The sequence below is a fragment of the Pseudomonas sp. NC02 genome (assembly GCF_002874965.1).
Taxonomy (GTDB): domain Bacteria; phylum Pseudomonadota; class Gammaproteobacteria; order Pseudomonadales; family Pseudomonadaceae; genus Aquipseudomonas.
Genome location: NZ_CP025624.1, coordinates 3,566,809 through 3,584,325, shown reverse-complemented (window position 1 = coordinate 3,584,325; position 17,517 = coordinate 3,566,809). Strand labels below are relative to the sequence as shown.

Genomic DNA, 17,517 nt, shown 5'->3' with positions numbered 1-17,517 from the left:
GGAGAATCCTATGAAAACACCTGAGCAGTGCAGCGGGCTGGAAGACGTCCGCCTGGGTATCGACACGTTGGACGAACAGATCATCCGCGCTCTCGGCCAGCGGTTGGCCTATGTGAAAGCTGCGGCGCAGTTCAAGCCTGACGAAGCCAGCATCGCCGCCCCCGAGCGGGTGGCCGCCATGCTGCCCCATCGCCGCCGCTGGGCCGAGCGCGAAGGGTTGGACCCGATGTTCGTGGTCCCGCTGTTTGCGCAGATCATCCAATGGAATATCGACCAGCAAGTGCGCCACTGGCGCCAGCAGCATCAAGGAGCGGAGCATGAGTGAACGTCTGCCGGGATTGCTTCAGGCGCTGACCGAGGGCGAACGCCTGGCGCGCGAGAAGGGCGGCGCAGTGCTGGTGGTGTTCAGCCTGGCCTCGGAGCGCCTGGACCCGCTGCGGTTATTTGCCGCCAACCGCCAGGTACTCGGGCAAAGCCTGTTCTGGTCAAGTGACCGGGGCGCACTGGCCATGGCCGGCTTTGGTTGTACCGAGGAAATCAGCCCCGGGGCCGATGACCGCTTCAACGCCAGTGCCCTGGCGTGGCAGGCGTTGCTCAGCCAGGCCCATCAGGTGGGGCCGCGCCAGCCGTTGCTGTGTGGCGGCTTTGCGTTTGACCCGAAGGGCCCACGCTCGCTCAAATGGCAGTCATTCGCCGCCACCTCCCTGGTGCTGCCGCGCATCCTGCTGCTGCGGGAAGCCGAGCAACATCATGTGATCTTCAGCCAGTGGCTGGAGCCCGGGGCGGACGCGGTACGTTGCGCCCAGAGCCTGGAAACCCAGTGGACGTTGCTTCTGTCCCGCTACGCCAGTGCGCCACGCCAGGAGATTCCCCTCGGCACACCGAGCGACGAAAACACCATCAGCGCGCAGCAATGGCAAGACACCGTGGCGACGGCCGTGCAGCGCATCAACGCCGGCGACCTGCGCAAGGTGGTGCTGGCCCGCGAAGTGCGGTTGACCACCTCACGGACGATCCCCTGTGGCCCGCTGCTGGAAAACCTCAAGGCGGCCTATCCCCAGGCGTACCTGTTTGCGTTCAGCCGTGGTGACAGCTGCTTTCTCGGCGCAACGCCGGAGCGGCTGGTGCGGGTGACTCGTGGCACGCTGAACACGGTGGCGTTGGCCGGTACTTGCCCGCGTGGTCGTCACGAGCAGCACGATGCCGAACTTGGCCAGGCCTTGATGGACAGCCCCAAGGACCGCCACGAACACACCCTGGTGGTTCAAACCCTGCGCGAAGCATTGCAGCCCTATTGCGCGATGCTCGACATTGCCAGCCAGCCGCAGTTGCACCGGCTGGCCAACGTGCAGCACCTGTTGACGCCGGTGATGGGCCGCTTGCATCCCCAGGTGCAATTGCTGCAACTGGTGCAGGCCCTGCACCCGACGCCGGCGGTGGGTGGCTTGCCGCGACGTGAGGCGATGGCCTATATCCGAGAGCACGAGCAGCTCGACCGTGGCTGGTACGCAGCGCCAGTGGGCTGGATGAATGCGCAGGGTGATGGTGAATTTGCCGTGGCGTTGCGCTCGGCGTTGATCAGAGGCTGTGAGGCGCACCTGTTCGCCGGCTGCGGCATTGTCGCCGAGTCGGATCCCGGGAGTGAGTACGAGGAAACGTGCTTGAAGCTGCGGACTATCCGCGATGCCTTGCGGCCTTCGGACGGAGTGCAGGTGGCGTCAGCCTGAGGAAGGCTCTCGCCCGGCAGGCCGGGCGAGAGCATGCAGCGTCTGGATCAGTTCAAGCCAAGCTTGCCACGCAGTGTGGACAGGTCTTCCGCCAGGGTATTGACCGGGCCAACCAGGGCTTTGCGGTCGGCTTCCTTGACCTTGTCGTAGGTCTCGAAACCGCCATCCTTGGTTTTGTACTTGGCCAGGATCTTGTCCACGGTGGCGAAGTTCTTGTCGACTTTGGCGACGAAGGCCTTGTCCTGCTTCTCGATCTGCGGACGGAACAGGTCGACGATTTTCTTCGCGCCGTCGATGTTGCCCTGGAAGTCATACAGGTCGGTGTGGCTGTAGCGATCTTCTTCACCGGAGATCTTCGTCGCGGCCACTTCTTCCAGCAGGGCAGCAGCACCACCCACGACTTTTTCCGGCGGGAAGGTCAGGCCGTCCACGCGGGTTTTCAGGTCCAGTACGTCGCTGTTGAGCTTGTCCGCCAGGGCGTCGAGGCCTTTGGTGGTGTTCTCGGAGAACAGGCTGTACTCGATGCGGTGGAAGCCGGTGAAGTCTTCGGCTTTCACGCCTTTCTCGTGGTCGTCCACACGGGAGTCGATGGAGGCGTCGAGGTCGCTGAACAGTTCGGCGATCGGCTCGATCGACTCATAGTGCACGCGGGTTGGCGCGTACAGCTTCTTGGCGGTCGCCAGGTCGCCTTTTTTCACGGCGTCGGTGAACGCCTGGGTCTGGGTGACCAGCTCGCCGATTTCTTCGGTGACGTAAATCTTGTAGTCCGACACCGGCCCTACCAGGTCCAGCGGCGCGGTGGCGGCGAAGGCGGCCAGCGGCGAAAGGCTCATTAACAACGACAATGCGAGAGACGACTTCTTCATGGGACGATTTCCGCTCTGGGGTTTGTTTTAGGTTTTGGCAGTGGTTTGTGGATGTGTCGCATCAAGCAGCGTGCGCCCGATGAAATCCTGGGCCCCGGTGACGCCTGGCAAGGTGAAGAAGTAACCGCCGCCGACCGGCTTCAGGTATTCCTCCAGGGGCTCGCCGTTGAGCCGGGTTTGCACGCTGATAAAGCCTTTCTCCAGGTCAGCCTGGTAGCAGATGAACAACAGCCCCATGTCCAGCTGACCGTTTTTGTTGACGCCGTTGGAGTAGTTGAACGGCCGGCGCAGGATCAGGTTGGCCTGGGTCTGTGCAGTACGCGGGTTGGCCAGGCGGATGTGGGCATCGAGCTTGGTCAACTTGCCTTCCGGGTCCTTGCTGTAGTCCGGGACCTGGGTTTCTTTCTGGCCATCCATGGGCGCGCCACTGGTCTTGATCCGGCCAATGATGCTTTCTTGCTCTTGCAGCGGGGTGCGGTCCCAGCGTTCGACGAAGTTGCGGATGATCCGCACCGCCTGGTAGCTGCCGTTGGCGGCCCAGGCCGGTTCGTCGCTGCCTGGCTGGACCCACACAATCTGATCCATCGCCTTGTTGTCGTTGGAGTTCGGGTTGGCCGAACCGTCGCGAAAACCGAGGAAGTTGCGCGCGCTTTGCGCCGGCTCGCCGGGGCGGGCAGGGGCCTGGGGCGGCACGCTGCCTTCCTGCTTCCAGCGCACCAGCAGCAGGTCCGGCAGGTTTTTCACGATATCGCGCAGGGCGTGGATGTTGGTGTCCGGGGTGTTGGAGCTGAACTGCAGGCTCAGGTCGCCGTGGCACTGCGCCGGTTCCAGTGCATCGTTGGGGAAACCGACCATGCGGATTAGGCGCTTGGGCTTGGCCGCGGCCAGGCCGAAGCGTTCGTCGAACAGCGACTCGCCCACCGATACGGTGATGGTCAGGTTGTCCGGTGTCACCACCGGGCCGAGGATGCCGGAGTCGGTGGGGGGCAGTTTCGGGTCGACTTGCACCACGGTGCCGCCGGTCATCAGGAATGCGATGCGCTCGTTCAGGGTGCGGAACAGCCGCTCCAGGTCCTCGCGGTCGCTGGCCAACACGTCGAATGCCACCAACATGCCGCAGGCCGGGCGCGGAGTGACGATGCCGGTCTGGTGCTTGCCATGGAAATCGTGGTGGTCCTGGGTCTTTTCACTGCTTGGCGCGGTGGTCACCTGTGCCGCCGCGTTGGCAGCCATTGCCGGGCAGCTCAGGCTGCTGCCGGCAATGGCCGCGCCAGTGGCGGCCATACCCAGCAATACACGACGACGCTGGGCGGAAAATTGTTCTGAATCACTCATGTCTACGGTCGTCTTCACTTCAGGCCGGAAAGGCCAAGGGCGGGGTCGATTCCATCGAGTGCAACGGCCAGAGCCTTGGCCTTGTCGGCGATCTGCTTGCGCTGATCGGCGGTAACGCTGTCATACGAGGCGTAGCGGCCATCGACTTTCAAACCGTTGAGTTCGGCATCGAGGGCGTTGATCGCGCTGTCGATCCCCGGCAGCAATTGCGCGGCAGATTTGGTCAGCAGCGGGCGCATCAGGTCGACCACTTTGCGGGCGGCGTCCAGGTTGGCGGCGAAGCCGTTGAGGTCGGTATGGCTGTAGCGTTCTTCCTCACCGCTGGCGGCACGTACGTCGGCCAGGCTGTTGAGGTTGCGCACCACGATGCTCACCAGTTGCTCCGGCGGCAGCGACTGGGCCAGCAGCTGTTGCTTGAGGCTGGTGACGTCGGTGACCAGGCGCTGGGCAATCGGCGCCAGGCCGTCGAGATTGCGTTGCTGGAACAGGCCGTATTCGAGACGGTGGAAGCCGCTGAAGGCCGGGTCCTGCTCGCGCTTTTCAAAGTAGTCGGCGCGGGCGTTGATCGCGTTGTCCAGTTCCGCCAGGCGTTGCGAGGCCGGGGCCAGGCGCTGGTAAGCCTCGCGGGCCGGTACGTAAAGCGCCTGGGCCTGGGCGAGGTCGCCGGCTTCGATGGCTTGGTCCAGCGCGGTAACGGCCTTGACCAGGGCGCTACCCTGGCTGCTCAGGTACACGCGGAACTCCGACAGCGGGCCGATAAACGCGACCATCGACGGCTTGGCCTTGGCTTGGGCGTCAGACTCGGCAGTCGGTGTCACCTTCAAGGTGCCACGCGGGTTGCTCAGCAGGCCGCAGGTGATCTGGTAGTCGCCGGGCAGCAGGTTGGCGTTGATCACCTGGCTCAGGCCCGGGGCGATGTTCTCGCGCTCTTCGACCACCAGCACGCCGTCGAGGATTTCCCATTCCACGGCACGGTCCGAGCGGTTGATGATGCGGAAGCTGGCGCGTCCCGCCGGCACCGTCAGCGCATTCGGCTCGCAGCTGTGGGCGTGGATGGTGACGGCGATTTCATCGTGGTTGGCCTGGCGCTTGGAGGCGGCCAGTTGCGAGGCGTAGTAGAACAGGCCACCGGCGGCGATCATCACGACCACCGAGCCGCCCACCGCCCAGCGCAAGGCGCGGGAGGGCGGAGCCGGTTGAGGGGTTTGGTTGGACAAGAGGCGGTCCTTACTGGCTGGAAACGGAAGAAGTTGTGCGGGTAGCCGGCTTGCTCGGCGGCGCCGGCAGGAAGAACATCACCAGGGCCACCACCAGGTAAATCAGGTAGGCACCGAGGGTGCTGATGGTCGGGGCGTCCTGATAGCCGAACATGCCGGCCAGCACCGAGCCCAGCGGGCCATCCATCGGCAGCGTCGCGCTGAAATCGAACAGTACGGTTTGCAGGTGGTTCCATACCCCGGCTTCGTGCAGGGCTTGTACCGAGTTGGCGAGGATGCCGGCGGCCACCACCAGGATGAACAGGCCGGTCCAGCGGAAGAACGCACCGAGGTTCAGGCGCATGCTGCCGGTGTAGATCAGGAAGCCGACGATGATCGCCAGGATCAGGCCGAGCAGGGCGCCAATCGGCGCGCCCGGACCTTCGCTTTGCTGGAACACGGCCAGCAGGAAGAACACGGTTTCCAGGCCTTCACGGGCCACGGCGAAAAACACCATGGCAATCAGTGCGGTGACCTGGTGTTTGGAGCCGGCCAGGGCATGATCGAGGGATTCATGCAGGGAATGCTTGATGGAACGCGCGACCTTGCGCATCCAGAACACCATGGAGCTGAGAATGCCCACGGCCACCAGGCCGACGATGCCTTCGAACAGTTCCTGTTGTTTCTGCGGGAATTCGGCACTCACCAGTTCCAGGCCACCGCCGACCAGCAGCGCGAGGGCCGCTGCCAGAAATACGCCGATCCACACTGCGGGCATGTACTGGCCACGGCCAGTTTGCTTGAGGTAGCTGGCAATAATGCCAACGATCAAGGCGGCTTCTATGCCTTCGCGCAGCATGATTAAAAAGGGAACAAGCATTCGGCACCGAATCGTCACTAGATAGGATGCTAAGTTGTAACATAATGATACTCATTACTAAACAGGGAATATTGACCTTTACTGAACCTTGACTGAACGGTGGTGGCAAACCGCATCCGACACTAGAATGCGCGGCATCGTCCCAGCCACCGGATTGCGCCATTCCCCATGTCGGAAAAAGACACGATTTCCATCCAACTGGTCCGCGAAGCCCTGTTGCAGAGCTGTGCGCCGGGTGCGGCGACCGATGAAGTGTTGACCAAGGTCGGGATTGATCCAGCACTGCTGGGCCAGCCAACCGCACGCGTCCCGGCAACCGCTTACGCACGCTTATGGCGCTTGCTGGCACGGCGAATGGACGATGAATTCTTTGGCATGGACCCGCGCAAGCTCAAATCCGGCAGCCTGGAGTTCCTCTGCCGGGCCTCCATGGCACAACCGAGCCTGGCCACTGCGCTGGAAACCGGCCTGGGGTTCCTGTCACTGATGCTCGAGCGCATGCCGGCGCAACTGGTTCGCCAGCAGAGCCTGGCGGAAATCGTCCTGTTGGAGCCGGAGCCCGCACCCAGGCGCGCCTTCACCTATTTCGCCTACTGGATGATCGTCCACGGCGTCGCCTGCTGGCTGGCTGGGCGCCGGATCCCGATCCTGGCGATTGAACTGCGTTGCCCGCAGCCGGACTTCTGCGACGACTACCAGGTGATGTTTTCCGACAACCTGCGCTTTGACCGGCCGCGTACCCGGATGATCTTTTCCGCCGACTGCCTCGACCTGCCGATCAAGCGCAGCCCGGAGGAGCTCAAGCGCTTCCTGGCCCATGCGCCGGCCAACATCCTGGTCAAATACCGCGACCCGGACAGCCTTGCCACCCGCATCAAGACCGACCTGCGGCACATGCCCGCCGACACCTGGCCGGAAACCGAAGGCCTGGCCGCATCCCTGTGCATCTCGGCCTCGACCCTGCGCCGGCGCCTGGCGGAAGAAGGGCAGACCTACCAGGGCCTCAAGGACAGCGTGCGCAAGGAGTTGGCGATCGTCTGGCTGGCCGATTCCGACATCAGCTTTGCCGAGATCGCCACCCGCCTGGGGTTTGCCGATGCCAGCTCGTTCTACAAGGCGTTTCGCAAGTGGTCGGGCTCCAACCCCGGGCACTATCGCAGCCTGATATTGAACGAAGCACTGAGCCAGTAGGTCACTGCCAGGCACCCCCGGCACGTTTGCCTGCTTATCCACGCCTTTAATGATCTGGGTCACTTTCCTGCGCCGCCGTGCGTGTGATATTCGGCGCCACCGCTCCATCGTTCGTTTCCTGACGCAGCCTGATCGGCATTTGTCGCGATCAACGTCTACGCCATTTCCCTCATTCAAGAGCAGGATTTCATGGCACTTCACAGAACCGTAGAGACCCAGGACCAAGCCATCGAAGACGTCTATTCGAGTGGCTCCGCCCAGCACAAACTGCCCAAATACCGCCTCCCGGACCACTCGACCACGCCGTCGGCCGCCTACAACCTGGTGCGCGACGAACTGCTGCTGGACGGCAATTCCCGGCAGAACCTGGCGACCTTCTGCACCACTTGGGTCGAGCCCGAAGTGCAGCAGTTGATGGCCGATGCCCTCGACAAAAACATGATCGACAAGGATGAGTACCCGCAGACGGCCGAGATCGAAAACCGTTGCGTGCACATCATTGCCGACCTGTGGCACGCGCCGAAATCGTGGCAAACCGTGGGTTGCTCCACCACCGGTTCCAGCGAAGCGGCGATGCTTGGCGGCCTGGCACTGAAGTGGAGCTGGAAGAAACGCCGGGAAGCGGCGGGGCTGCCCACCGACAAGCCGAATTTCGTGTGCGGCCCGGTGCAGATCTGCTGGAAGAAATTCGCCCGTTATTTCGATGTGGAAATTCGCGAAGTGCCGTTGCGCGGTGACGCATTGGGCCTGCGCCCGGCCGACCTGCGGGAATATTGCGACGAAAACACCATCGGTGTCGTCGCGACCCTGGGCGTAACCTTCACCGGGATCTACGAACCGGTCGCAGCCCTGGCGGCCGAGCTGGACTCGATGCAACGTGACCTCGGTCTGGATATCCCGATCCATGTCGACGCGGCGAGCGGCGGGTTTATCGCCCCTTTCATCCAGCAAGAGCTGCAATGGGATTTTGTGATCGAGCGCGTCAAGTCGATCAACGCTTCCGGCCACAAGTACGGCCTGGCGCCGCTGGGCGTCGGCTGGGTTATCTGGCGCTCCACCGAAGACCTGCCGGAAGAGTTGATCTTCTACGTCGACTACCTGGGCGGCAACATGGCGACCTTTGCCCTGAACTTCAGCCGGCCCGGCGGTGAAATCATTGCCCAGTACTACAACTTCCTGCGGCTGGGGCGCGACGGCTACACGCGGATTCAACAAGCGTGCTCCGACACGGCGCAATGGCTGGCCTCGGAAATCACCAAGTTTGCCCCGCTGGAACTGGTGTACGACGGCAAGGATGGGCTGCCGGCGGTCTGCTACAAGCTCAAGGACGGCGTCGACCACGGCTTCAGCCTCTACGACCTGTCGGAGCGCGTGCGCATGCGCGGCTGGCAGATCGCGTCATACCCGTTGCCGTCCGATCGGCAGAACGTCGTGGTACAGCGCATCCTCGTACGGCATGGCGTGAGCCGTGACCTGGTGGCGTTGCTGCTGGAAGACCTGCGCAAGGCCGTTGCCCACCTGCAGAAAAACCCGGTGGAGCATTCCGACGCGGGCCCCAGCTTCAGCCATGGCGCCATCGCCGACCCGGTCATCCCGGCCGACACCCCGAACCTCGACTGAACGCACTGAACACCCGCCGGGCCTCGAGGCCCGGTGCCTTTAGCGTTGCATCGCCAGGTACGAATCATCGTGACTGCCTTCTTTACTTTCCTGCACGACAACCCCTACATCCTGCTGTTCCTGGTGGTTGGCCTGTCCGTCTGGGTCGGGCGCGGCACCATCAAGGGTTATGGCCTGGGCGCGGTGGCCGGGGCCATCGTGATCGGCTGCGCGATTGCGACGTGGGCGTCTTACTACGGCGTGCATTTCGAACTCGATAACTTTACCAAGAGCCTGTTTTATTACCTGTTCATGTACGGCGTCGGGCTGCGGGTCGGGCCTTCGTTCATCAACAGTCTCAAGGGTGATGGCCTGAAATTCACCTTCCTGGCGATCCTGTCCTCGTTCCTCGGGCTGGGTATCGTGGTGCTCGGCGTGCGGCTGTTATCCCTGCCGGTGGGCGCGGCGGGCGGGATTCTTGCCGGTTCGCAAACCATGTCGGCGGCGATTGGCTCCGCCGAACAGGCGATTACCTCGGGCGTGGTGCCGCTGCCACCGGGCACCACGGCGGCGGCGGCCACCGCGATGATCGCCCTGTCTTACGGCATCACCTATATCTGGGGCACGGTCGGCATCATCCTGATCTGCAAATACCTGCCGCGCTGGTGGGGTGTGGATGCGCGCAAGGCGGCCAAGGAATTCGAGCTGGAGCACGGTGTGCCGAACGTCGACGATGCCGGGCTCAGTGGGTATCGGCCGTTTGACCTGCGGGCCTATCGCCTGGTGAACCCGGAGCTGGTGGGGCAGAGCATCGCGCAGTTTCGCCAGCGCTTTGCGTTGTACCAGATCGAGAACGTCGAGCGTGGTGAAGAGTTGCTGGGGGCTGATCCGACGCTGGTGTTGCAACTCGGCGATGTGATCGCCCTGGGCGGTAGCCTGGATGCGCTGACCGATCACATGGGCCTGATCGGGCCGGAAGTACCGGATGCCCGGGCGTTGAATATACCGCTGGATGAGGCGGTGATTCTGGTGACCCACAAGGATGCCGTGGGCAGGGCGCTCAAGGAATTCAGCCAGTCGCCGATTGCCGGGCAGGTGCAGTTGGTGGGGATTGAGCGGGGTGGAGCGCCGATTCCGGTGGGGCTGGAAACGCGGTTGCAGCGCCTGGATGTGATGCACTTGATTGGCTTGCGCAGTGCCATCGACAAGGCCACGGCGTTGCTGGGCAAGGCGGGGCGGGCGAGTACGGCGACGGATTTGCTGACGCTGTCGCTGGGTATGGTGCTGGGGTTGTTGATCGGGCTGATTCAGGTGCCGGCGTTCGGTGCGGCGGTGGGGCTGGGCAATGCGGGCGGGTTGCTGGTGTCGGGGATTATCGTCTCGTCGCTGGTGTCGCGGGTGCGGTTTTTTGGGAATACCCCGAATGCGGCGCGCAACATTCTCGAGGACATGGGGTTGATATTCTTTGTCGCGATTGTGGGGGTGAATGCGGGGGCTAACCTGGTTTCGCAGATTAGCGCGATCATTGCGTTGAAGATCTTTTTGCTTGGGTTCGTGGCTTGTACGATTCCACCGTTTATTGTTTGGGCTGTGGGTTTTCATGTGTTCAAGATCAACCCGGCGATTCTCATGGGCGGTGTTGCGGGGGCGCGGAGTCACTCGGGGCCGGCGCGGGAGGCGGCAAAGGAAATTGATAGTACGGTGCCGTGGATCGGGTTTCCGGTGGCGTATGCGGTGTCGGGGATTTTGCTCACGGTGTTTGGGTATTTTGCCATGGTGCTGGCGCGGTAGCTGTATTGGGTACATATCCGTTGCTGCGGTAACGGCGGCTTATGGTTCCGCTCTTACAGCGGGTCACTTTTTTACAAACGCCTAAAAAAGTAACCAAAAAACGCTTTGCCCCACCACTCGGTGCCTCGCTTAGGCTCGGCATGCCCGCACTCCGGCACGGCTCCGCGGGCCGCCGCGACGGGCCATCCATGGCCCGGCGCGGCTAAATCGGCATCCTTGCCGATTTACCCGCTCCACCGTGCCTGCTTGCGGCCATCGTGGTTAACGGGGCCCACAGATCAAAATCAAAAGCAGATCAAAAGCAGAGCACAGCGGCCTACCGGCCGGCTTGAGTGTTAAAAGCAAAAGCAAAGACCAGAGCGAAAACAGAGCTGCTTTTCTGTGGGAGCTGGCTTGCCTGCGATGCAGACACCTCGGTCCTCCAGATACACCGAGGCGATGCAATCGCAGGCGAGCCAGCTCCTACAGTGCACCGTGCCCGCTTTAGCTTTTGATTGTGCTGTTGCTCTAAAACACTCAAGCCGGCCGGTAGGCCGCTGTGCTGTTGATCTGCTTTTGATCTTGATCTTGGGCGCCCCGTTAAACCACGCTGGCCGAACGCAGGCTTTGGAGCGTGGGTAACCCGGCAGGACGCCGGGTTAGCCGTCCTGGGCCAGGGATGGCCCATGACGGCGGCCCACGCTCCAAAGCCGGAGTGAGGGCACACCGAGCCTAGGCGAGGTGCCGAGTGGTGGGGCAAGAGCGTTTTGCTTACTTTTGCGCTTTTCAAAAGTGAGCCGCTGTAAGAGCGGAACCAATAGCAGCCCTGACCGAAATAACGGATATGCACACACCACAAGCGAGCAAAAAAAAGCCCCGCGACCGAATGACGGCACGGGGCTAAAAATTGGCTGGATGCGACCAACCAAAGGAGCTCTTTAAGTCAAATCACTTGGCACTGGCAATCGTGGTACTCGGCTGCCACCCACCGCCCAACGCCTTGTAGATCGCCACAATCCCACGATACAGATCCACTTCGGCCTGAGCCTGGGAGTCCTCGGCGGCCAAACGCTCACGCTGCGCGTCCAGCAACACCAGGAAGTCCACCGTCCCTTCGCGGTAACGAATCTCCGCCAGATCCGCAGCAGCCCGGCTCGACTCACTCTGACGAATCAGCGAGACCAACCGCTGCTGGCGTTTGCCGTAATCACTGAAGGCATTCTCCGATTCTTCCAGCGCCAGCAACACCTGCTGCTCATAAGTCGCCAGGGCGCCATCCGCCTCGGCATCCGCACCACGCAACCTTGCCCGCACACTGCCCAGGTCAAACGCCGCCCAGGTAATGCTCGGACCCAGCGACCAGGCATTCGCCGCCGCCGACCCAATCTGTGAACCCCGCCCAGCGGTAAACCCGAGGAACCCACTGAGGCTCACGCGCGGAAACAGATCAGCCTTGGCCACCCCAATCCGCGCCGTGGCGGCTGCCAACTTACGCTCGGCACTGAGAATGTCCGGACGACGTTGCAGCAGTTGCCCCGGATCACCAATCGGCAACGCCTTGGCAATCGCCGGCAAATCTTTCGGGCTCAAATCCACGCTCAACTTGTCCGGTCGCTCACCGAGCAGGGTAGCGATACGATTACGCTCGCGAACTTCCTCGGCCTGCAACTGCGGCACACTGGCTTCTACAGCCGCCAGACGCGCATCGGCCCGCACCACATCGAGCTGATCGCCCACACCGGCATCCCGCAGGCTGACCGTGATACCGCGTGAGTCTTCCTGGTTCTTCAGGTTGGCCACCGCGATTTTCTCGCGCAGTTGCGCGCCCCGCAGTTGACCGTAAGCGTCCACCAACTCGGCAATCATCGTCACTTGCAGCTGATACAAGTCAGCTTCGGCAACCTGTTGGTCAGCGTCGCTGGCCTCCAGGTTGCGGCGGATGCGGCCGAACAAGTCCACTTCCCAGGCCATGTCCAGGCCCAGGTCATAACGCTCGCTGTTGACACGTTGGGTGGTCTGGCCGGGGATCTGGCCTTTGCCCACATCGCTGCTGACACGGCTGGTGATCACCGGCATCACGTCATTGGCGGCGTCGTCACGAATCGCCCGGGCCGCCCGCAGGCGGGCAAATGCCACCCGCAGGTCACGGTTGCCTTGCAGGGATTGAGTCACCAGCTGGTTAAGGGTCGGGTCCTCGAACTGCTGCCACCAGATGCCTTCGAACTTACCGTGGTCGTATTGCTTGGCGTCGGCGGCGGCCGTTACGTTGGCCGCCTCCAGTGGCTGGGTTTTATAGTCCGGGCCCACGGCACAGGCGCTCAGCGCCAGTACCAGCAAGCTCGGCAAAAATACTTTCACGCTCATTGCTGTGTCTCCAGCTTCAAGGCCTTGGCCGCTTTGCGCGCTTCACCGCGTTCAACAAACCGGCGGATCAGTACATAGAACACTGGCGTCAGCAGCAGACCGAAGAAGGTCACGCCGATCATCCCGGAGAACACCGCCACACCCATGGCATGGCGCATCTCGGCACCGGCACCGCTGGACATCACCAGAGGCACTACACCCATGATGAAGGCGAACGAGGTCATCAGGATCGGCCGCAGACGCAGACGGCAGGCTTCCAGTACCGCAGCGAGCGGATCGAGGCCTTCCTGCTGTTTATCCTTGGCGAACTCGACGATCAGAATCGCGTTCTTACAGGCCAGGCCCACCAGGACGATCAGGCCGATCTGGGTAAAGATGTTGTTGTCGCCACCAGAGATAATCACCCCGGTGATGGCCGACAGCAGGGTCATCGGTACGATCAGGATCACCGCCAGTGGCAGGCTCCAGCTTTCGTATTGGGCGGCCAGTACCAGGAACGCCAGCAGTACGCAGAGCGGGAACACGAACAGCGCAGTGTTGCCCGAGAGGATTTGCTGATAGGTCAGGTCGGTCCACTCGTAGGTCATGCCGTTGGGCAGTTCGTCTTTCAACAGTTTCTCGATCGCCGCCTGGGCCTGGCCGGAGCTGTAGCCCGGTGCGGCGTTGCCGTTGATCTCGGCGGTGATGAAGCCGTTGTAGTGCATCACGCGGTCCGGGCCCGAGGTGTCGCTGACCTTGATGAAGGTCGCCAGGGGAATCATCTCGCCTTTGTTGTTGCGCACTTTCAGCTGGCCGATCTGGTCTTCATCCTGGCGGAACTGTTGCTCAGCCTGCACGTTGACCTGATAGGTGCGCCCGAAGCGGTTGAAGTCGTTGGCATACAACGAGCCCAGGTAGATCTGCAGGGTGTCGAAGATGTCGCTGATCGCCACGCCATGGGTCTTGGCCTTTTCGCGGTCGATGGCAGCATCGACCTGGGGCACGTTGACCGTGTAGCTGGTGAACAGGCCGAACAACTCAGGCACGCCACGGCTCTTGGTAATGATGTTCTGCACTTCTTTGTACAGCTCGTCGTAACCCAGGTTGCCACGGTCTTCGACCTGCAGGCGGAACCCGCCGATCGTACCCAGGCCCTGTACCGGCGGCGGTGGGAAGATCGCCATGTAGGCTTCCTGGATGCTGCTGTACTTGCCATTCAGTGCACCGGCAATCGCACCGGCAGACAGGCTCGGGTCTTTACGCTCATCGAACGGCTTCAAGGTCACGAACACGATGCCGTTGTTCGGGCTGTTGGTAAAACCGTTGATCGACAAGCCGGGGAAGGCGATCGCGCTTTCCACGCCGGGCTGTTTCATGGCGATGTCGGACATGCGCTTGATCACGTCTTCGGTACGGTCCAGGCTCGCGGCGTCCGGCAATTGCGCGAAGGCCACCAGGTATTGCTTGTCCTGGGCCGGTACGAAACCGGTCGGCGTGTGGGCAAAGCCCATCCAGGTCAGGACCATCAGGCCGGCGTACAGGAACAGCGCGATACCACTGCCGCGGATCACCCTGCGTACCGTGCCGACGTAACCATGGCTGGCCTTGTCGAAGAAGCGGTTGAACGGTTTGAACAACCAGCCGCCCAGCATCCTGTCGAGGAACCTGGAGAACCCGTCTTTCGGCGCGTTGTGGCCTTTGAGCAATACCGCTGCCAGTGCGGGCGACAGGGTCAGCGAGTTGAACGCCGAGATCACGGTCGAGATCGCAATGGTCAAGGCGAACTGCTTGTAGAACTGGCCGGTCAAGCCGCTGATAAATGCCGCTGGAATGAACACCGCACACAGTACCAGCGCGGTCGCGATGATCGGGCCGGTTACTTCGCTCATGGCCTTTTCAGTGGCCGGGAACGGTTCCAGGCCCAATTCGATGTTCCGTTCGACGTTCTCCACCACCACGATGGCGTCGTCCACCACGATACCGATCGCCAACACCAGCCCGAACAGCGACAGCGCGTTGAGCGAGAAGCCAAACAGGTGCATCACCGCAAAGGTACCGATCAACGATACCGGCACCGCCACCAATGGAATGATCGACGCACGCCAGGTCTGCAGGAACAGGATCACCACCAGCACCACCAGGATCAGTGCTTCGAACAGGGTGTGAACCACGGCCTCGATGGAGCCACGTACGAAGACGGTAGGGTCATAGGCGATGCGGTAATCCATGCCCTCCGGGAAGCTCTGTTTCAGCTCCGCCATCTTGGCGCGCACTTCATTGGAGATGTCGATTGCGTTGGAGCCCGGGCGCTGGAAGATCGGGATCGCCACGGCCGGCTGGTTGTCGATCAACGAGCGCAGGGCGTACTGGCTGGAGCCCAGCTCAACCCGTGCAATGTCCTTCAAACGCGTGATTTCGCCGTTGGCGCCGGCACGGATGACGATATTCTCGAACTCTTCCTCAGTGACCAGTCGGCCCTGGGTGTTGACCGACAGCTGGAAGCTGGTGTCATTCGGCGCAGGTTGCGCGCCTAAGGCACCGGCCGCCACCTGGCGGTTCTGTTCGCGAATGGCCGTGACCACATCGGTGGCGGTCAGGTTGCGCGAGGCGGTCTTGTTCGGGTCCAGCCACACACGCAGGGAGTAATCGCCCATGCCGAACAGCTGCACATCACCCACGCCGCCCAGCCGTGCCAGCTCATCCTTGATATTGAGGATCGCGTAGTTGGACAGGTAGAGCATGTTGTAGCGCTGGTCGGGGGAGGTGATGTGCACCACCATGGTCAGGTCGGGAGAGGCCTTGTCCACGGTAATACCGATGCGCGTCACTTCCTCGGGCAGTTTGGGCTGAGTCCGGGTTACCCGGTTCTGCACCTGTACCTGCGCGTTATCCAGGTCGGTGCCCAGGGCGAAGGTGATGGTCAGGGTCAGCTTGCCGTCGGCGGTTGACTGCGAGGACATGTACAGCATGTTCTCGACGCCGGTGATGGCTTGCTCCAGAGGCGCGGCCACGGTTTCACCGATGACCTTGGGGTTGGCGCCCGGGAAGTTGGCACGGACCACGACGGTCGGCGGCACCACTTCCGGGTATTCACTGATCGGTAGCTGGAACAGTGAAATCGCGCCGGCGATCAGGATCAACAGCGACAGCACCGCTGCGAAGATCGGCCGCGAAATGAAGAACTTGGAAAAATTCATCTTGAGTCGTATCCCTTAACCGCGTGGAGTCGCTGTACTTGCGAGCTTGGGCGCGGCTTTATCCGGCGCCACTTGCTCCAGGTTGCTGGCTTCAAGCGCTTGTCGTTGTTGTGCCAAGGCGGCGAGGGTTTCCTTGCTGGCCATCGGGATGGTTTCCGGTGCAACCGGCGACCCCGGGCGAACGCGCTGCAAACCCTTGACGATGATCGTGTCGTCCTTGGTCAGGCCGCTGCGCACGATGCGCAAACCTTCGATCTTCGGACCCAGTTCCACAGCGCGGTAGGCAGGCTTGTCGCCGTCCATCACCAGTACGAACTTCTTGCCCAGGTCGGTGCCCACGGCTTCGTCGCTGATCAGCACGGCGGAGTAGGTGCCACTGCCTACCAGCTTCAGGCGCGCATACAGGCCTGGGGTGTATTCGCCCTTGCTGTTATCAAACACGGCGCGACCACGAATGGTGCCGGTAGCCGGGTTGACCTGGTTGTCGACGAAGTTCATCTGGCCCAGGTGCGGGTTGCCGTCTTCATTGGACAGGCCCAGGTACACCGGGGTAGTCGCGCCACGGCGACCCTGGCGCGCGAGTTCGGTGTACTTGAGGTACACACGTTCATCGGCGTCGAAGTAGGCGTAGACCTTGTCGGTGGACACCACGCTGGTCAGCGCGGTGACATCGGCGGTCACCAGGTTGCCGGCGGTGATCTCGGCACGGCTGACGCGGCCGCTGATGGGCGAGCTGACACGGGTGAAGCTCAGGTTCAGCTTGGCCAGGTCCAACTGCGCCTGGATGCCGGCGACAGTCGCATGGGCTTCCTGGGCGGCGGTGGTGCGCGAGTCGGCCAGCTCGGCGGAGATCGCATTGCTCTGGCGCAGGCGTTCGCCGCGCTGGGCTTCGTTATCGCTGCGGGTGGCGGCGGCCTTGGTTTGTGCGAGTTGTGCTTCGAGGCGGCGCACCTCAGCCTGGAATGGGCGTGGGTCGATCTGGAACAACAGGTCGCCTTTCTTGACCAAGGCACCTTCGGTGAAGGCGACCTGATCGATCTGGCCCGACACGCGCGGACGGATCTGCACGGTTTCCGGCGCTTCGAGCCGACCGGTGAATTCGTCCCACTCATTGACCGGTTGTTCCAGCACCTTGGCCACGCTGACGTGGCTTGGTGGCATGGCGGCTGCCTGTTCGGGCGCTTTGCCGCAGGCGCTCATCACCATCACGGCCAAAATGGCCAAGGGATAGCGCAAATGTTTGAGTGACTGTTCCATGAGGTGCATCCGCCAATGTATTTAAGATGGGCGGATCATGCTCGGCAGGGTGCTATCTCACGAATCGAATGAAACAAAGGTAACTATCATTCGGAATGATATAAGCGTAAAGCGAGCCCTCTAGCATGGGGCTTTCGTTAGGGAGCTATCAATGCT

The 17,517-nt window shown here is 62.1% G+C and carries 12 protein-coding genes; 5 read left to right on the top strand and 7 right to left on the bottom strand.

Annotated features, from left to right (window positions below):
- Nucleotides 1–10: 10 nt before the first annotated feature.
- Nucleotides 11–325 (top strand): isochorismate lyase, encoded by a 315-nt coding sequence (locus C0058_RS16980; protein ID WP_003218417.1) that lies wholly within the window; start codon nucleotides 11–13, stop codon nucleotides 323–325.
- Nucleotides 318–1,727, top strand: a complete 1,410-nt coding sequence (locus C0058_RS16975) for an isochorismate synthase (RefSeq protein WP_003218416.1) — start codon at nucleotides 318–320, stop codon at nucleotides 1,725–1,727. Before C0058_RS16980 ends, C0058_RS16975 begins: the two co-directional genes overlap by 8 nt.
- Nucleotides 1,728–1,774: 47 nt before the next feature.
- Here the strand turns inward: C0058_RS16975 and efeO (C0058_RS16970) are convergent, their stop codons facing one another.
- Genes efeO (C0058_RS16970) through efeU form a run of 4 tightly spaced genes read right to left on the bottom strand, consistent with a single transcriptional unit; the run spans nucleotide 1,775 to nucleotide 6,004 of the window.
- The gene (efeO, locus tag C0058_RS16970) at nucleotides 1,775–2,593 is read right to left on the bottom strand and encodes an iron uptake system protein EfeO (RefSeq protein WP_003218415.1); all 819 of its coding nucleotides are present in this window, start codon (nucleotides 2,591–2,593) and stop codon (nucleotides 1,775–1,777) included.
- 27 nt (nucleotides 2,594–2,620) lie between these two features.
- A complete protein-coding gene (gene efeB, locus C0058_RS16965) occupies nucleotides 2,621–3,928 on the bottom strand; it encodes an iron uptake transporter deferrochelatase/peroxidase subunit (protein ID WP_008436218.1) in 1,308 nt (435 codons plus the stop codon).
- Nucleotides 3,929–3,942: 14 nt separating this feature from the next.
- Entirely contained in the window at nucleotides 3,943–5,145 is a 1,203-nt protein-coding gene (gene efeO, locus C0058_RS16960) for an iron uptake system protein EfeO (protein ID WP_003218413.1), read from the bottom strand.
- A 10-nt stretch (nucleotides 5,146–5,155) separates the two neighbouring features.
- The gene (gene efeU, locus C0058_RS16955) at nucleotides 5,156–6,004 is read right to left on the bottom strand and encodes an iron uptake transporter permease EfeU (RefSeq protein WP_003218412.1); all 849 of its coding nucleotides are present in this window, start codon (nucleotides 6,002–6,004) and stop codon (nucleotides 5,156–5,158) included.
- Between the two features lie 168 nt (nucleotides 6,005–6,172).
- Here efeU and C0058_RS16950 point away from each other — a divergent pair, with 168 nt between their 5' ends.
- The 3 genes from C0058_RS16950 (at nucleotide 6,173) to C0058_RS16940 (ending at nucleotide 10,585) form a co-directional block, all read left to right on the top strand.
- Complete coding sequence (locus C0058_RS16950; RefSeq protein ID WP_102369145.1) at nucleotides 6,173–7,195, top strand: AraC family transcriptional regulator; 1,023 nt, start codon at nucleotides 6,173–6,175, stop codon at nucleotides 7,193–7,195.
- 189 nt (nucleotides 7,196–7,384) lie between these two features.
- Nucleotides 7,385–8,815, top strand: a complete 1,431-nt coding sequence (locus tag C0058_RS16945) for a glutamate decarboxylase (RefSeq protein WP_008436222.1) — start codon at nucleotides 7,385–7,387, stop codon at nucleotides 8,813–8,815.
- Between the two features lie 69 nt (nucleotides 8,816–8,884).
- Nucleotides 8,885–10,585 carry an aspartate:alanine exchanger family transporter gene (locus tag C0058_RS16940; RefSeq protein WP_168197511.1) on the top strand — a complete coding sequence of 567 codons (1,701 nt, stop codon included), beginning with the start codon at nucleotides 8,885–8,887 and terminating at the stop codon, nucleotides 10,583–10,585.
- A gap of 927 nt (nucleotides 10,586–11,512) precedes the next feature.
- On the opposite strand, the gene C0058_RS16925 is transcribed toward C0058_RS16940, so the two are convergent.
- From C0058_RS16925 to mexE, 3 genes are read right to left on the bottom strand one after another with little or no spacing between them, the layout of a single operon-like run.
- Nucleotides 11,513–12,928: an efflux transporter outer membrane subunit gene (locus C0058_RS16925; protein ID WP_102369143.1), complete on the bottom strand. Its 1,416-nt coding sequence runs from the start codon at nucleotides 12,926–12,928 to the stop codon at nucleotides 11,513–11,515.
- Complete coding sequence (locus C0058_RS16920) at nucleotides 12,925–16,104, bottom strand: efflux RND transporter permease subunit (protein ID WP_003210869.1); 3,180 nt, start codon at nucleotides 16,102–16,104, stop codon at nucleotides 12,925–12,927. The genes C0058_RS16925 and C0058_RS16920 overlap by 4 nt, the downstream gene beginning before the upstream one ends.
- A gap of 15 nt (nucleotides 16,105–16,119) precedes the next feature.
- Nucleotides 16,120–17,361: a multidrug efflux RND transporter periplasmic adaptor subunit MexE gene (gene mexE, locus C0058_RS16915; RefSeq protein WP_008433857.1), complete on the bottom strand. Its 1,242-nt coding sequence runs from the start codon at nucleotides 17,359–17,361 to the stop codon at nucleotides 16,120–16,122.
- Nucleotides 17,362–17,517: the final 156 nt, after the last annotated feature.